The 14211-nt window shown below is 74.5% G+C and carries 13 protein-coding genes; 4 read left to right on the top strand and 9 right to left on the bottom strand.

Annotated features, from left to right (window positions below):
* The first annotated feature begins 122 nt into the window (after positions 1–122).
* Positions 123–1145, top strand: coding sequence for a ThiF family adenylyltransferase (locus tag ACYC1Z_RS05035; protein WP_461408447.1), 1023 nt, complete (start codon positions 123–125; stop codon positions 1143–1145).
* A gap of 168 nt (positions 1146–1313) precedes the next feature.
* Here ACYC1Z_RS05035 and ACYC1Z_RS05030 read toward each other — a convergent pair whose 3' ends face one another.
* The 3 genes from ACYC1Z_RS05030 to ACYC1Z_RS05020 all read right to left on the bottom strand — a co-directional run bounded on the left by ACYC1Z_RS05030 (position 1314) and on the right by ACYC1Z_RS05020 (position 4143).
* A complete protein-coding gene (locus ACYC1Z_RS05030) occupies positions 1314–1709 on the bottom strand; it encodes a WhiB family transcriptional regulator (RefSeq protein ID WP_461408446.1) in 396 nt (131 codons plus the stop codon).
* A 114-nt stretch (positions 1710–1823) separates the two neighbouring features.
* The gene (locus ACYC1Z_RS05025; protein WP_461408445.1) at positions 1824–2093 is read right to left on the bottom strand and encodes a hypothetical protein; all 270 of its coding nucleotides are present in this window, start codon (positions 2091–2093) and stop codon (positions 1824–1826) included.
* Between the two features lie 13 nt (positions 2094–2106).
* Positions 2107–4143, bottom strand: a complete 2037-nt coding sequence (locus ACYC1Z_RS05020; protein WP_461408444.1) for an ATP-dependent helicase — start codon at positions 4141–4143, stop codon at positions 2107–2109.
* A 217-nt stretch (positions 4144–4360) separates the two neighbouring features.
* Here ACYC1Z_RS05020 and ACYC1Z_RS05015 point away from each other — a divergent pair, with 217 nt between their 5' ends.
* Complete coding sequence (locus ACYC1Z_RS05015; protein ID WP_461408443.1) at positions 4361–4624, top strand: mycoredoxin; 264 nt, start codon at positions 4361–4363, stop codon at positions 4622–4624.
* A gap of 148 nt (positions 4625–4772) precedes the next feature.
* On the opposite strand, the gene ACYC1Z_RS05010 is transcribed toward ACYC1Z_RS05015, so the two are convergent.
* The 6 genes from ACYC1Z_RS05010 to ACYC1Z_RS04985 form a co-directional block, all read right to left on the bottom strand.
* The gene (locus ACYC1Z_RS05010; RefSeq protein WP_461408442.1) at positions 4773–5162 is read right to left on the bottom strand and encodes an ACT domain-containing protein; all 390 of its coding nucleotides are present in this window, start codon (positions 5160–5162) and stop codon (positions 4773–4775) included.
* The gene (gene nudC, locus ACYC1Z_RS05005) at positions 5159–6109 is read right to left on the bottom strand and encodes an NAD(+) diphosphatase (protein ID WP_461408441.1); all 951 of its coding nucleotides are present in this window, start codon (positions 6107–6109) and stop codon (positions 5159–5161) included. The genes ACYC1Z_RS05010 and nudC overlap by 4 nt, the downstream gene beginning before the upstream one ends.
* An 87-nt stretch (positions 6110–6196) precedes the next feature.
* Positions 6197–7312: a tRNA 2-thiouridine(34) synthase MnmA gene (gene mnmA / locus ACYC1Z_RS05000; protein WP_461408440.1), complete on the bottom strand. Its 1116-nt coding sequence runs from the start codon at positions 7310–7312 to the stop codon at positions 6197–6199.
* Positions 7312–8577 (bottom strand): cysteine desulfurase family protein, encoded by a 1266-nt coding sequence (locus tag ACYC1Z_RS04995; RefSeq protein ID WP_461408439.1) that lies wholly within the window; start codon positions 8575–8577, stop codon positions 7312–7314. Before ACYC1Z_RS04995 ends, mnmA begins: the two co-directional genes overlap by 1 nt.
* 216 nt (positions 8578–8793) lie before the next feature.
* Entirely contained in the window at positions 8794–9771 is a 978-nt protein-coding gene (locus tag ACYC1Z_RS04990; RefSeq protein ID WP_461408438.1) for an electron transfer flavoprotein subunit alpha/FixB family protein, read from the bottom strand.
* Positions 9772–9779: 8 nt separating this feature from the next.
* Positions 9780–10589, bottom strand: coding sequence for an electron transfer flavoprotein subunit beta/FixA family protein (locus ACYC1Z_RS04985; RefSeq protein WP_461408437.1), 810 nt, complete (start codon positions 10587–10589; stop codon positions 9780–9782).
* 134 nt (positions 10590–10723) lie between these two features.
* Between ACYC1Z_RS04985 and glgX the strand changes: the two genes are divergently transcribed.
* Positions 10724–13000, top strand: a complete 2277-nt coding sequence (gene glgX, locus ACYC1Z_RS04980; RefSeq protein WP_461408436.1) for a glycogen debranching protein GlgX — start codon at positions 10724–10726, stop codon at positions 12998–13000.
* A gap of 75 nt (positions 13001–13075) precedes the next feature.
* Positions 13076–14197 carry a tryptophan--tRNA ligase gene (trpS, locus tag ACYC1Z_RS04975; RefSeq protein WP_461408435.1) on the top strand — a complete coding sequence of 374 codons (1122 nt, stop codon included), beginning with the start codon at positions 13076–13078 and terminating at the stop codon, positions 14195–14197.
* Positions 14198–14211 lie beyond the last annotated feature (14 nt).

The raw sequence follows: 14211 nt of genomic DNA, 5'->3' as shown, positions 1-14211 counted from the left end.
GCCGTCCGGGAGCGCATCCCGACCGTTGTCCACAGGCGGCGGCCTGGCCCTGGCAGGGGCCGACGAGCCCGTGGCACGCTCACCACTGCCGGCCTGGACCGGCCGGGTGAGAGGGGGCGACGATGCGGATCCGAGCGGGCCTGCCGGTGCTGTGGCGCGGCGCGGGCGTGAGTCAGATCGGTGCGGACCCGCGCCGCGCCGTCGTGCTCGAGCACCTGAGCACCGGTGACCAACGGCTGCTCGAGCGGCTGCGCCACGAGTGCACCCCGGCGGACCTGGCCCGGTCCGCCCGGACCGTCGGGATCACGGCCGAGCGTGCGGGCGAGCTGGTGGCGACGCTCACCCGGGCCGACGTCCTGGTGGCGCACCCCGGCCGGCGGGTGTCCCGGGCGGAGCCGGGCCCGGAGGAGGCGTACTGGGAGCGGCTGACGGGCGACGGTGGCACCGTGATGGCCACCCGGTCGGCGGCGCGGGTGCGTGTCCTCGGGCTGGATCGCCTCGGGATGACCCTGGCGATGTTCCTGGCGACGGCCGGGGTGGGCACGCTGCTCGTGGAGGACACCTCTCCGGTGACCGAGCCGGACCTCGGCGTCTTCCAGCCGTGGGACCTCGGGCGCAGCCGCGCCGCCCAGGCGGTCGCACACCTGCGCACCCTCCGCCCCGGGCTGCGCACATCGGCGCGGGACGCGACGTGCGACGTCGTCGTCGCCGTCTTCACCGGCGTGGCGGACCCGGTCCGGCTGCGCCCGCTCGTCCGGTCCGGGACGGTGCACCTGCCGGTGGTCGTCGGTGAGGTCGACGTCGTCGTCGGCCCACTCGTGGAGCGGGGTCGGGGGCCGTGCTCGCGGTGCCTGGACCTGCACCACACCGCGGCGGACCCCGGCTGGCCGGCCGTCGCGACCCAGCTGCGCACGAGTGCGCCGAGCCGGACCGACGCGGGCCTCGCGCAGGTCGGGGCGGCCCTCGCCGCGCACCAGGTGCTCGCCGCGGTGGACGGCCGGGAGGTGGCCGTGCGCGGCGCGACGCTGGCGGCGAATGCGCTCGAGCCGCTGCCGGTGCTGCGTACGTGGTCGGTGCACCCGGACTGCGAGTGCGCGGCCCCCACGGCCGCCGAGGCACCGGCCGGCACCCGCGTGCGGGTCTGACCACCGGCCCGGCTCGCCGGCTCCACGTCCCCGCCCCTCCGCACGGACCCGTCGCTGGGTGATTGCCGGCGGGCCGGCCAGGAAGCCCTCAGGCACGCGGGGACACCGATCGAGCTGATCCGTTCGGCGCGGCGCCGGCGGTGCGGTTGAGTCACCGAGCTGGTCGGTTCACGCGGCAGTCCCGTCCTTGCGGGGTCGGCCGCGCCCACGCTTGCGCGCGACGACGACGCCGTCCTGGAAGACCTCCCCGCCCCACACGCCCCACGGTTCGGAACGCTCGAGGGCACCCGTCAGGCAAGCCTGGCGTACGGGGCACGCCCGGCACAGTGCCTTGGCACGCTCGACGTCGGCGGTGCGCTCGGCGAACCACAGGTCCGTGTCCGCGCCGCGCCGGCAGGGTATCGCGCCGGCCATCGGCGGCGGAGCCGAGAACTCCCCCCGGCCCGGGTCGTCCGCGAAGGAGCGGGCGGCGCCGGCCGGCGCGGGGGTGGGGGTGGTTGTGGTGGTCGGCCAGGAGACGGAGGGCCGCTGGCTGATCTGGTCGAGTAGGGCTGTGAGCTGCACGAACTGCTCCTGAAGGTCGTTCACCATCCGGGACGTCGGGGCGCGTGGCTCGTCCGAGGCGAAGGCCGCGGGACCCGCTGGGGTACCGCGGCCGGAAGACCTGCAGGGCAGGGCTTACATGTCGGAGGCGGACCCGAGGTCGCTACCGATGCGCGTGGTTCGACGTCGCGCAGCGGCCGGGACGGCACCGAAGGAATCAGGGCGCGTGGCGACCACGACGGGAGTGACGAACCGAGCGAGCGGCGCGCCGTGCATGGCGATGTTCATCATCGTGATCTGCACCTCCTTCAGGAACGGGGATCCTTGGCGCTGGCTGGGCAGGATCCTGTCGACACGGACGAACAGGACACTAACGCCGGCCCCGCCCGGGGGCAACGTATTCATCGCGCGCCGTTCGTCAGCCCCGGGCGAGCCACTCCTGGACGTCGACGTCCTCGCCCCGGACGACGGCGAGCACCTGCGGCCCGTAGGCCTCGAGCTTGGTCGCGCCGATGCCCCGCAGGACGGCGAGCTGGCGCAGGTCCTTGGGCCGGGCGGTCGCGACGGCCCGGAGCGTGGTGTCGTGCAGGACGGTGTAGTCCGGCTTGCTGATTGCTCTGGCGACCTCGGCCCGCCAGGTCCGCAGCCGCTCGAAGAGTTCGACGTCGGCCGGGTTCTCCGCGGCGAAGGACATCGTGCGGGCACGGGCCGCGGCCCGTCGCGACGGCTTGCCCAGGCGGGCCGTGGCGTCCTCCGGCCAGATCCCGTCCAGGAACCGCGACCGGCGCCGTGAGGCCCGACCGCCCACGCTGCGGGCGCGGGCGTAGGAGAGCTGCAGGTGCTCCCGGGCGCGGGTGACCCCGACGTACAGCAGCCGGCGCTCCTCCGAGACGGCGTCGTCGCCCTCGGCGAGGGAGATGGGTACCAGGCCCTCGCTCATCCCGACGAGGAAGACCGCGTCCCACTCCAGGCCCTTGGCCGCGTGCAGGCTGGCCAACGTCACCCCGGCCACCGTGGGGGCGTGCTGGGCGGCCGAGCGCTCGTCGAGCTCGGCGACCAGCCCGGCCATGTCGGCGCCGCGCGTGGTGTGCAGCTCCTCGGCGAGGTTGACGAGGGAGTCGAGCGACTCCCAGCGCTCGCGGGCCGCGCCGCGGGCCGCGGGCGGCTGCGGCGACCAGCCCACGGAGGCCAGCACGTCCCGCACCGCCTCGGGCAGCGGCTGGTCGCCGGTGGAGCGGACCGCGCCACGCAGCAGCACGAGCGCCTCACGGACCTCGCGGCGGGAGAAGAACCGCTCGCCACCGCGCACGAGGTAGCCGATCCCGGCGTCCGCGAGCGCCTGCTCGAGCACCTCCGCCTGCCCGTTGGTGCGGTAGAGCACCGCGGTCTCGGCGAGGGTCACGCCGGCCTGCTGCAGCACACGGATCCGTTCGGCGACGCCGCGGGCCTCGGCGACGTCGTCGTCGTAGGTCTCGAACCGCACCGGCACCGAGGCGGGGCGCATCGCCTGGAGCTCGACGGCGGCGGCCGACCGGTGCCGGCCGGACTGGGCGAGGACCCGGTTGGCGACGTCGACCACCTGGGGTGTCGAGCGGTAGTCGCGCGCCAGGCGCACCACGGTGGCGCCCTCGTAACGGCGGGGAAAGTCGGTCAGGAAGCGCGGGGTGGCCCCGGTGAAGGAGTAGATGGTCTGGGAGACGTCCCCGACGACGCAGATCTCGCGGCGCCCACCGAGCCAGAGGTCGAGCAGGCGCTGCTGCAGGGGCGAGACGTCCTGGTACTCGTCGACGACGAAGTGCCGGTACTGGCGGCGGACGTCGGAGGCGATGTCCTCCCGCTCGAGCAGGATGCCCACGAGAAGCAGGAGGACGTCCTCGAAGTCGATGACGCCACGTTCGTTCTTGACGTCCTCGTAGACGGAGAGGAGTTGGGCGACGGTGGCGTGGTCGTGGCCGGCGACGTCCTCGCGCCCCGCCTTCGTGGCCCGGGTCACGTAGTCCTCGGCGGTGACGAGGGAGACCTTGGCCCACTCCACCTCGCCCGAGAGGTCCCGCACCGCCACCCGGTCCGCACCCAGGCCGAGACGTCCGGCGGCCTCGGCGACGAGGGAGGCCTTGTGCTCGGCGATGCGCGGGAGCGATCCGCCGATCGCCGTCGGCCAGAAGTAGGCGAGCTGGCGCAGCGCGGCGGCGTGGAACGTGCGGGCCTGGACGCCCCCGACGCCGAGGTCGCGCAGCCGCGAGCGCATCTCCCCCGCGGCTCGCGCGGTGAACGTCACGGCCAGCACCGTCTGCGGGGTGTACACGCCGGAGCGCACGCCGTTGGCGATGCGATAGGTGATCGCTCGGGTCTTGCCGGTGCCCGCTCCCGCGAGCACGCACAGTGGGCCGGTCAGGTGACCGGCCACGGTGCGCTGGTCGTCGTCCAGATCGGCCAGGAGCTCTTCGGTACTCATCGTCCTCAGTCTCTCAGCCGGCACCGACATGGCCGCCCCCACCCACAGGCGGCCGCCCCGGGGCGCCGCCGGGTGGGCGCACGCCCCCTTCGCGGCGGCGCATCCACGAACCGCACCGGGTTGAGACACCGGTCACGTCCGGCCGCACGACATGGCACCGTGGGGAAGAATCGGAGCGGACCGGATGTTTGAACCTGACATGACTGGAAGGATCTTCATGACGACGCAGGCACCGCCCGAGGCCGACACCATCACCATGTACACCACGAGCTGGTGCGGCTACTGCCGTCGCCTGAAGACGCAGCTCGGCGCCAGGGGCATCGCCTACAGCGAGGTGAACATCGAGGAGGACGAGTCCTCGGCCTCGTTCGTCGAATCGGTGAACGGCGGCAACCAGACCGTGCCGACGGTCGTCTTCCCGGACGGCTCCGCGGCGACCAACCCGTCAGTGTCCGAGGTCGTCAAGCGCCTGGGGCTCTAGTCCGGCCACCGGCCCGCCGCGCCCAGGGGTCTGGGCATCGGGGCGAGCCCGCCACCTGTCGCAGCAGGTCCGTTCTCGTTGCGGGCCAAGCGGTGCCGGGCGGCTGCACCCATGCGGGACCGGCAGGCGCCGGGTCGCTTCCAGGACCTCACGCATCCGGCCCCAGCGCCTGCAGCGCCTGCTCCGCGCGGCCGGATGGCACCAGGAGGTGGTCGTGGTGGTGCCCGGCGATGACGTTGCAGCTGATCCCGGCACGAGCGAGCCGCGCGCTGACTGCCGCCGTCAGCCCGACGGCCTCGAGCGCGGAGTGGACCCGCAGCGTGATCCACGCGGCGACGAAGTCGTACGCCAGCGCGAGCCGGTCGGCGTCCGCGCGGCGCAGCACCAGGCTGAGGCCCTCGGTCTCCACGACGCTGGCCTGGACGGCCACACCCGCCGGGACCTCGCCTCCGGGGGCGACGCAGAACACGTACTCGCCAGGTCGCTGGTACGGGTCCATCGTGGCGAGGAACCGAGCCAGGTCGGTCTCGGCACTCATCGCAGCGGACCGCCGAACCACTCCTCGATGAGCGCGAGCGCGATCGAGGACCGCATCGGGAGCATCACCACGCCCGCCTCCACCGCGGCAGCGAGCTCCTCGCGCGTGAAGAACCGTGCCTGCGTGATCTCGACGCCGTCGACGGTGATCTGGGTGCTCGTGCCCGCCGCGAGCCGCGCCCGGAACCCGAGCATGAGCGACGCCGGGAAGGGCCAGGGCTGGGACGCCCGGTACTCGACCTCACCGACGACGAGCCCGGCCTCCTCGGCCACCTCGCGACCCACCGCGTGCTCGATCGACTCCCCCGGCTCCACGTAACCCGCGAGCGTGGAGAACCGGTGCTCCGGCCAGTGGGCGGCGTGCCCGAGGAGCAGCCGGTCGGCGTGGTCGGTGACCGCCATGATGACCGCCGGGTCGGTGCGCGGGTAGTGGAGGGTGTGGTCGGCCGGGCAGCGGCGCACCCAGCCGGCGTCGACGACCTCGGTCAGCTCCCCGCACCGAGGGCAGCGCGGGTGCCGGGCGTGCCAGGACGACAGGGCGACGGCGGTGGTCGCCAGGCCCGCGTCACGGTCGGGCAGCCCGTCCCCTACGTCGCGCAGGTGCGCGAACGTCAGCCCGTCGACGAAGCCCACCAGGGCCGCGTCCTCCTGAACGGGCACGCCGTCGAGGTCCCGCTCCTCGCCGAGGGTCTCGGGCAGGGTCAGCGCGAGGTACGCGGCGTCGTCGTCCCGGCCCAGGTACGCCAGGTGCTCGGGTTCCCAGGTGGCCCCGACGATCTCCTGCGGGGCGCGCAGGTCGAGCGAACCACCGACGACGGCGACCTCGCCGTGCCGCACCAGCAGGACACGCGCGGCCGGGTCCGCGGCGAGGTCGGTGACCAGGCCGAGCCTGGTGCGAGCGGCGGCATCGAGGTCGACGGTGGAGCGGGCGAGCGGCAGATCATGCACCTCCCCACCGTAGGGCGTCGCCGCCGTGGGCGGCACGGGACCCCCGCGCCGGTTCACCCCGCGCACCGGCTCACCCTGCGCACGGGTTCACACCGGCTGCGTCGCGCCCCGCCGCGCCCGCACGATCGTCGACTGCCCGAGCACGCGCGAGCCGGCGTACACGACGAGCGACTGCCCGGCCGCGATCCCACGCAGCGGCTTCGCGAGCCGCGCCCGCACCTCGCCACCGACCCGCCGGACCCGCGCCGACACGGGCGCACCGTGCGCACGCACCTGGATCTCGACATCCGTCCACCCGGCGGCGCCGACGTCGTCCGCGAGCCACACGGTCTGCCCGGCGTCGATCTCGTCCACGCTGAGGAGCTCGGCCGGCCCGACGACGATCTGGTTGCTCTGCGGCCGCACCTCCAGGACGTACCGGGGCGTCCCGTCGGGGGCGGGCCGCGTCAGGCCGAGGCCCTTGCGCTGCCCGACGGTGAACGCGTACGCACCGTCGTGCTCGCCCAGGACCTGCCCGTCGGCGTCGACCACCTCCCCCGGCCGCGCCCCCAACCGCTCGCGCAGGAACCCCCGCGTGTCCCCGTCCGCGACGAAGCAGATGTCGTAGGAGTCGGGCTTGGCCGAGATGCTCAGCCCCCGGGCCGCGGCCTCGGCCCGCACGGCGGCCTTGGAGGGCGCGTCACCGAGCGGGAAGATCGACCGCGCCAGGCGGTCGACGCCCGTCACGGCGAGCACGTAGGACTGGTCCTTGAGTGCGTCCGCGGCGCGGTGCAGCTCGCGGCGGGTCCCGCCCGCGCCGTCGGGTGCGTCGACGATGCGGGCGTAGTGCCCGGTGGCGACGGCGTCGAAGCCGAGGGCCAGGCCTCGGTCGAGCAGGGCGGCGAACTTGATGTGCTCGTTGCAGCGCACGCACGGGTTGGGGGTACGGCCGGCGGCGTACTCGGACAGGAAGTCCGCCACCACGGTCTCCTCGAACTCCTCGGAGAGGTCCCACACGTAGTAGGGGATGCCGAGCACGTCGGCGGCCCGGCGGGCGTCCCCGGCGTCCTCGATCGAGCAGCACCCGCGCGAGCCGGTGCGGTGCTGCGCGCGCGAGCGCGAGAGCGCCATGTGGACCCCGACGACGTCGTGGCCCGCGTCGACGGCGCGGGCGGCGGCGACGGCGGAGTCGACCCCTCCGGAGAGTGCGGCCAGGACGCGCATCAGCTCCGGCCCCTCGGGGCGGGCGGGGCGTCGGTGGCGGTCGGAGCGTCGCCGGCGATGAGGACAACGGGTCGGCCGCGGGGCGGGCGGCGCGTCGCGTGCGCCCGCCGGGCGTTCTCCACCACGCCGGGCAGCGCCGCGATCGCGGCGTCGACGTCCGCGTCCGTGGTCGTGCGACCCAGCGAGAACCGCAGCGCCGAACGGGCCTGCTCCTCATCGCGGCCCATGGCCAGCAGGACGTGCGAGGCCTCCTGCACACCGGCCTGGCAGGCCGAGCCCGAGGACGCGGCGATCCCGGCCCGGTCGAGGCCGAAGAGCAGGGCGTCGGCGTCGGCCCCGGCGACCGTGAGGTGGAGGACGCCGGGCAGCCAGGCCTCGGCACCGACGTGGTCGGGATCCGGACCGGAGCGGTGCACGCCGGGGACGGCCGCGCGCACGGCGGTGAGGAGTCGGTCGCGCAGGCGGCGCAGGCGCGCCGTCTCGGCCTCCTGCTCGGCGACGGCGGAGCTCACCGCGAGCGCGAGGGCCCGGGCCCCGGCGACGGCGAGCGTGCCGGACCGTACCCCGCGCTCCTGCCCGCCGCCGTGCTCGACCGGCGTCAGCGCGAGCTCTCGCCGGGCCAGCAGGGCACCGGTCCCCACGGGCGCGCCGAGCTTGTGCCCGGACAGGCTCAACGCGTCCAGGCCGGCGGCATGGAAACGCACGGGCACGTGACCGACGGCCTGCACGGCGTCGGAGTGCACGGGCACCCCCGCGGCGCGCGCCGCCGCCACCACCCGGTCCAGCGGCTGGAGCACGCCCGTTTCGTTGTTCGCCCACATCACGCTCACGAGCGTGGTCCGGTGCCCGTGCTCGGCCAGGTGGCGCTCGAGCGCGTCGACGTCGAGCACGCCGGCGGCGGTGACCACGAGCAGGTCGAGCTCCGCCCCGTCGGTGGCCAGCCAACGGGCCGCCTCGAGCACGGCGTGGTGCTCGACGGCGGAGACGGCGAGCCTGGTCCGCGCACCGGTGCGGCGGGCCCAGAACGTCCCCTTGACGGCGAGGTTGTCGGCCTCGGTGCCGCCCGAGGTGAAGAGCACCTCGGCCGGGTCGGCGTCGAGGGTGGCCGCGAGCTGCTCGCGCGCCTCCTCCAGGCGGCGGCGGGCGTCCCGGCCCGGTGCGTGCAGCGAGGAGGGGTTCCCGAGCCGGGTGAGCTCCTCCGCATAGGCGGCCGCGATGTCGGGCCGCACCGGGGTGGTGGCGGCGTGGTCGAGGTAGGTGCTCACGGTCGTCCAGTGTAAGGACCCGCCGCGAGCTCGGCCCGGGCGAGCGCTGTGCCGAGCCGCCGAACCGGGCCGCTCACGCTCCTCCTGCCGGCGGCCCACACGCCGGCTCGGCGCGGACCGGCCGAGGGCGCGGAGGTCGGCCCGGGCCGGGTCGGCGGCGCCGTGCCCGATCGCGCCCACCCGCGTGGGCGCGCGACCGGCTCGCCGGCCGGGCGGTCAGCCCCGCAGCCGCCGTAGCTCCGCGATCGCCTGGGGCAGCACCTCGTTCAGGTCGCCGACGATCCCGAGGTCGGCCAGCTCGAAGATGGGTGCCTCGGGGTCCTCGTTCACGGCCACGACGACCTCGGCCGACTGCATCCCGGCCGTGTGGTGGACCGCTCCGCTCACGCCGACGCCGACGTACAGGCGCGGGGAGATCGTCACCCCCGTCTGGCCTACCTGCGCGGTGTGGTCGATCCAGCCCTCGTCGGTCGCCACCCGCGTGGCACCGACGGCGCCGCCGAGCTCGTCGGCGAGCTGCTCGACGAGGGTGAAGTCGCCGTCGACGCCACGGCCGCCGACGACGACGGTGCGCGCCTCGGCCAGGGGGGCCCGTCCGCCGCGCGGGCGCTCGGTGCGGGAGACGCGCCGCACGGCGCGGGCGAGGTCGGAGAAGTCCACCGCCAGCGGGCGGGGATCGGCCGGGCCGGGCGCCGTGGCCGCTGTCGCCACCACCGCGGTGGGCTCGACGGCGATGACCGGCACACCGCGCGTGACCGTGCACGTGGTGTCCCACGTGCCCTGCAGGACCGTCTTCGCGACGACGAGCGTGCCGTCGTCGGCCACCTCGACGCCCGTCGCGTCCACGACCGCACCCGAGCCGAGACCCACGGCCAGGCGGGCGGCGACCTCCTTGCCCGCGAAGGTGGAGACGAGGAGCACGGCGGCGGGACCGGCCTGGGTGATGGCGGCGAGCACCGCCTCGGTGGCCACCGCCCCGACCTCGGGGGGGAGGTCGCCCAGCTCGGGGACGAACACGCGCCGGACCCCCTGGGCGGTGAGCGCGGGGGTGTCCGGCGCGTCGGTGAGGGCGACGGCGTCGACGTCCCCGGCGGTGAGCGAGCGGGCGAGCGTGAGGACCTCGGCCGAGGGGCCGGTGAGCGCGCCGCCGACGTGGTCGACGACGACGAGAAGGTCTCCGGTGAGCTGCGACATGGTTCTCCTCAGACCAGCTTGTTCTCGACCAGGTACGCGGCGAGCTGTGCGCCCGCATCCCCGGAGTCGGTGATGATGCGTCCTGGCTCGCGCTGCGGCCGCGCCGCGGCGGACCGCACCCGGGTGCCGGCGCCCAGGGCGCCGACCTGCCGGGCGTCGTCGGCCGCAGCCGTCGTCGCGGCGATGTCGAGGTCCGCGAGGTCCCAGGTGGTGACCGGCCGCTTCTTGGCGGCCTTGATCGCCTTGAAGTTGGGGTAGCGGGGCTCGTTGGCCTGGTCGGTCACCGAGAGCAGGGCCGGCAGGTCGGTGGCGAACACCTCGTCGGCGTCCCCGATGGTCCGGGCGGCGGTCAGCGTGCGACCCTCGAGCGTGACATGGCTCGCCAGGGACAGGTGCGGGAGGCCGAGGTCCGCCGCGAGCGCGGCGGGCAGCATCGTCGTGAGGCCGTCCAGTGCGGCCATGCCGGTGACGACGAGGTCCACCGGCGTCTGGCTGCCGAGCCGGCGCACGGCCGCGGCCAGCACGCGGGCGGTGCCGACGACGTCGGAGCCGGCGATGCGTTCGTCGCACACGTGCACCGCCTCGACGGCCCCCATCTGCAGCGCGCGCCGCACGGCGTCGACGGCGTCCGCGGGGCCGACGGTCAGGGCCACCACGGTCCCGCCGGTCTGCTCGGCGAGCGTGACCGCCGCCTCGACGGCGTTCTCGTCGAGCTCGTTGAGCACGTCCTCCTCCCCACGCACGAGGCGGCCGTCGGCGTCCAGCCGCCGCTCGGCCTGGAGATCAGGGACCTGCTTGACGCACACGACGATCCTCATGACCCCAGCGTGCCACCTGTCGCCCGAGACGGCGGAATCGGGCTGCCCGCTTCGTGACGTGCGTCACCGACCCGAGGCACATGCCCCCGCGCGGGGGCGCGCCTCGGCGTCCCCGGTGCGGTTCAATGGTCGGCGTGAGCACCTCGGTCGTCGGCGTGCGGGGTTCGCTGCGGCGCCCCGCACCGTCGTCCTACACGGATGACGGTGCCGAGCGCGCGCCCGGCCGGGCACGCAATCCCCGACGCCTGGGTGCCCACCTGTACGGGGACGGCATCGACGTCGCCGTACACGCCTCCCGCGCCCAGCGCGTGGACCTCTGCCTCATCGACGTCGCGGTCGACGGCTCGCTCACCGAGCGCCGGTTCCGCCTGCGGGGCCCGGTGGACGGGATCTGGCACGGCCACGTGCCGGGCGTGGCCGCGGGGCAGCGCTACGGGTTCCGGGTCCACGGCCGGTGGGACCCGGCCGCGGGCCAGCGGCACAACCCCGCCAAGCTCCTGCTCGACCCGTACGCGCGGGCGCTGGCCGGCGCCGTGCAGACCGTGCCCGCGATCTATGGGCACGTGGTGGACGAGAGCCTCGCCCCGGTGGCCGGTGAGCGCGTTGCCGACGGCGTCGACTCCGCCCCGTTCGTGGCGCACGGGGTGGTGGTGGACGACGCCTTCGACGGCGCCCAGCCGGGCCCCGAGGTGCCATGGTCCCAGACCGTCCTCTACGAGGCGCACGTGCGCGGGCTGACGATGCTGCTGCCCGGCGTCCCGGAGCACCTGCGTGGCACCTACGCCGGCCTGGCCAACCCCGTCACGATCGCGCACCTGAGATCCCTGGGCGTGACCACCATCGAGCTGCTGCCGATCCACGCGAACTTCTCCGAGCCGTTCCTCACCGACAAGGGCCTCACGAACTACTGGGGCTACAACACGCTCGCCTTCTTCGCGCCCGAGCCGCGCTACGCCACCGCCACCGCCCGGGCCGGGGGGCCCCAGGCGGTGCTCGCCGAGGTCAAGGGCATGGTGGCGTTGCTGCACGCCGCCGGGCTCGAGGTCGTGCTCGACGTCGTCTACAACCACACCTGCGAGGGCGGCGCGGACGGCCCGACCCTGAGCCTGCGCGGCCTGGACAACACCGGCTACTACCTCCACCAGGGCGCGTCCCCGGGCAACCTGGTGGACGTCACCGGGACGGGTAACTCCCTGGACCTGCGCCGGCCGAGGGCGATCCAGCTCGTGCTGGACTCCCTGCGGTACTGGGTCGACGAGGTCGGCGTCGACGGGTTCCGCTTCGACCTCGCGGTGACGCTGGGCCGCAACGGCGCCGAGTACACGCCGTACCACCCCTTCCTCGTGGCGATGGCGACCGACCCCGTGCTCTCGCACACCAAGCTCATCTCGGAACCGTGGGACCTGGGCCCCTCGGGCTGGCGCACCGGTCAGTTCCCCGCCCCGATGGCGGACTGGAACGACCGTTTCCGCAACACGCTGCGCACGTTCTGGCTCTCCGACGCGAGCGCCCAGGCCAAGGGGCACGCCGGGCGCGACCTGCGCGAGCTCGCCACCCGCATCTCCGGCTCGGCCGACCTCTTCGGTCACGGCGAGGTGCCGGGCGGGCGCGGCCCCCTCGGCTCGGTCAACTTCATCACCGCGCACGACGGGTTCACCCTCGCCGATCTGGTGACGTACGACCACAAGCACAACACGGCGAACCTCGAGGACAACCGCGACGGCTCCAACGACAACCGCTCGTGGAACCACGGCATCGAGGGGACCGTGCCGCGCGACTCCCCCGGTGCCGAGATCCTCCCGGTGCGGCGGCGCTCCATCCGCAACCTGATGGGCACCCTGCTCGTCTCCGCCGGCGCCCCGATGATCACGGCCGGGGACGAGATGGGCCGCACGCAGGGCGGCAACAACAACGCCTACTGCCAGGACAACGCCATCTCGTGGGTGAGCTGGGACCATGCGCCGTGGCGCGCGGACCTGCTCGCCACCACCACGCACCTGCTACGGCTGCGCCGCGAGCACCCGGTGCTCCGGCCGACCCGGTTCGCGACCGGCAAGCCGGCCCAGGGCGACGACCTCCCCGACCTGACCTGGTTCGACTCCCAGGGCGCGGCGATGAGCACCCACCGCTGGCACGACCCCCATAACCGCGTCCTGCAGATGATGCGGTCGGGCCGACCGTTCGAGGATCGCGACCTGCTGGTCGTCCTCAACGGCTCGCTCGACCAGCAGGAGGTCAAGCTCCCGGTGGCCCACAACCTGGACTACGAGCTGGTCTGGGACTCGGCCTGGGAGCGGCCGGCGTTCTCCAGCTCCGAGTCCGACACCGACCCGATGAACCTCCTCGCCTCACCAGGGGAGTCGGTCGAGATGGAGTCGCTGAGCATGCGGATCTACCTCGCAGTGGGCTGAGCCGGGCCGCACGCCACCCGCGACTATGGTGGGCCAGGTGCCGCCGACCCGGCCCCGAACACGCGAGGACAGAGGATGACCACGGACCAGCCCGCCACCCACGAGGACGCCGATCTGGCGGAGTCCACCACGGACGCCTCCCTGGAGCGCACGCGCCGCCGCAGCGTCGCCATCGAGGAGGAGATCACCGCGGACCCGTCCCGGTTCCGTGTGCTCACCGGCGACCGCCCCACGGGCAACCTGCACCTGGGGCACTACTTCGGCAGCCTGCGCAACCGGGTCCGCCTCCAGGACGCCGGGGTGGAGACGTTCGTCCTCGTGGCGGACTACCAGGTCATCACCGACCGCGACGGCGTCGGCCCCATCCGCGACCGCGTCCTGTCCCTCGTGGCGGACTACCTGGCGATCGGCATCGACCCCGACCGGTCCACGATCTTCACCCACTCGGCCGTCCCGGCGCTCAACCAGCTCGTGCTGCCGTTCCTGTCGGTCGTCACGGACGCCGAGCTGCGGCGCAACCCCACCGTGAAGTCCGAGCTCGAGGCCACCGGCGACCGGCCGATGTCCGGCCTGCTGCTGACCTATCCGGTGCACCAGGCCGCCGACATCCTGTTCTGCAAGGCGAACCTCGTCCCGGTGGGCAAGGACCAGCTCCCGCACCTGGAGCAGGCCCGGGTGATCGCGCGCCGCTTCGACGAGCGCTACGGCCGCGCCGGGGACGGCTCGGCGCCGGTCTTCCCGCGCCCGGAGGCGCTGCTCTCCGACGCCGCGAGCGTACTCGGCACCGATGGGCAGAAGATGAGCAAGTCGCGTGGCAACGCGATCGAGCTCGGTATGGACGCCGACACCACCGCCAAGCTGCTCAAGCGTGCGGTCACCGACGCCGACCGGCACATCACCTACGACCCGGTCGGGCGTCCCGAGGTCGCCAACCTCGTGCTACTCACCGCCCTCGCCACGGACCGGCGGCCGGCAGAGGTGGCCGCGGCGATCGGCGACGGCGGGGCGGCGGCATTGAAGAAGGCCGCCATCGAGGGGGTCAACGACCTGCTCGCCCCCGTGCGCGCCCGGCGCGCCGAGCTGGTCGCGGACCCTGGCCACCTGCTCGAGGTGCTGCGCCGGGGCAACGAGCGCGCGGCCGCGATCGCGGACGCCACGCTGGCCGAGGTCCGCGAGGCCATGCAGATGGTCTACTGACCGACCCTGACCCG

The sequence above is a fragment of the Georgenia sp. genome, from assembly GCF_054605595.1.
This window is presented reverse-complemented; position numbering and strand designations above follow the sequence as displayed.

What these genes read in the sequence shown, in the direction of transcription:
- ACYC1Z_RS05035 (WP_461408447.1), top strand. Translation starts at nt 123, where the DNA reads ATGCGGATCCGAGCGGGCCTGCCGGTGCTGTGGCGCGGCGCGGGCGTG.
- ACYC1Z_RS05025 (WP_461408445.1), bottom strand. Translation starts at nt 2,093, where the DNA reads ATGAATACGTTGCCCCCGGGCGGGGCCGGCGTTAGTGTCCTGTTCGTC.
- ACYC1Z_RS05020 (WP_461408444.1), bottom strand. Translation starts at nt 4,143, where the DNA reads ATGAGTACCGAAGAGCTCCTGGCCGATCTGGACGACGACCAGCGCACC.
- ACYC1Z_RS05015 (WP_461408443.1), top strand. Translation starts at nt 4,361, where the DNA reads ATGACGACGCAGGCACCGCCCGAGGCCGACACCATCACCATGTACACC.
- ACYC1Z_RS05010 (WP_461408442.1), bottom strand. Translation starts at nt 5,162, where the DNA reads ATGAGTGCCGAGACCGACCTGGCTCGGTTCCTCGCCACGATGGACCCG.
- mnmA (WP_461408440.1), bottom strand. Translation starts at nt 7,312, where the DNA reads ATGCGCGTCCTGGCCGCACTCTCCGGAGGGGTCGACTCCGCCGTCGCC.
- ACYC1Z_RS04990 (WP_461408438.1), bottom strand. Translation starts at nt 9,771, where the DNA reads ATGTCGCAGCTCACCGGAGACCTTCTCGTCGTCGTCGACCACGTCGGC.
- ACYC1Z_RS04985 (WP_461408437.1), bottom strand. Translation starts at nt 10,589, where the DNA reads ATGAGGATCGTCGTGTGCGTCAAGCAGGTCCCTGATCTCCAGGCCGAG.
- trpS (WP_461408435.1), top strand. Translation starts at nt 13,076, where the DNA reads ATGACCACGGACCAGCCCGCCACCCACGAGGACGCCGATCTGGCGGAG.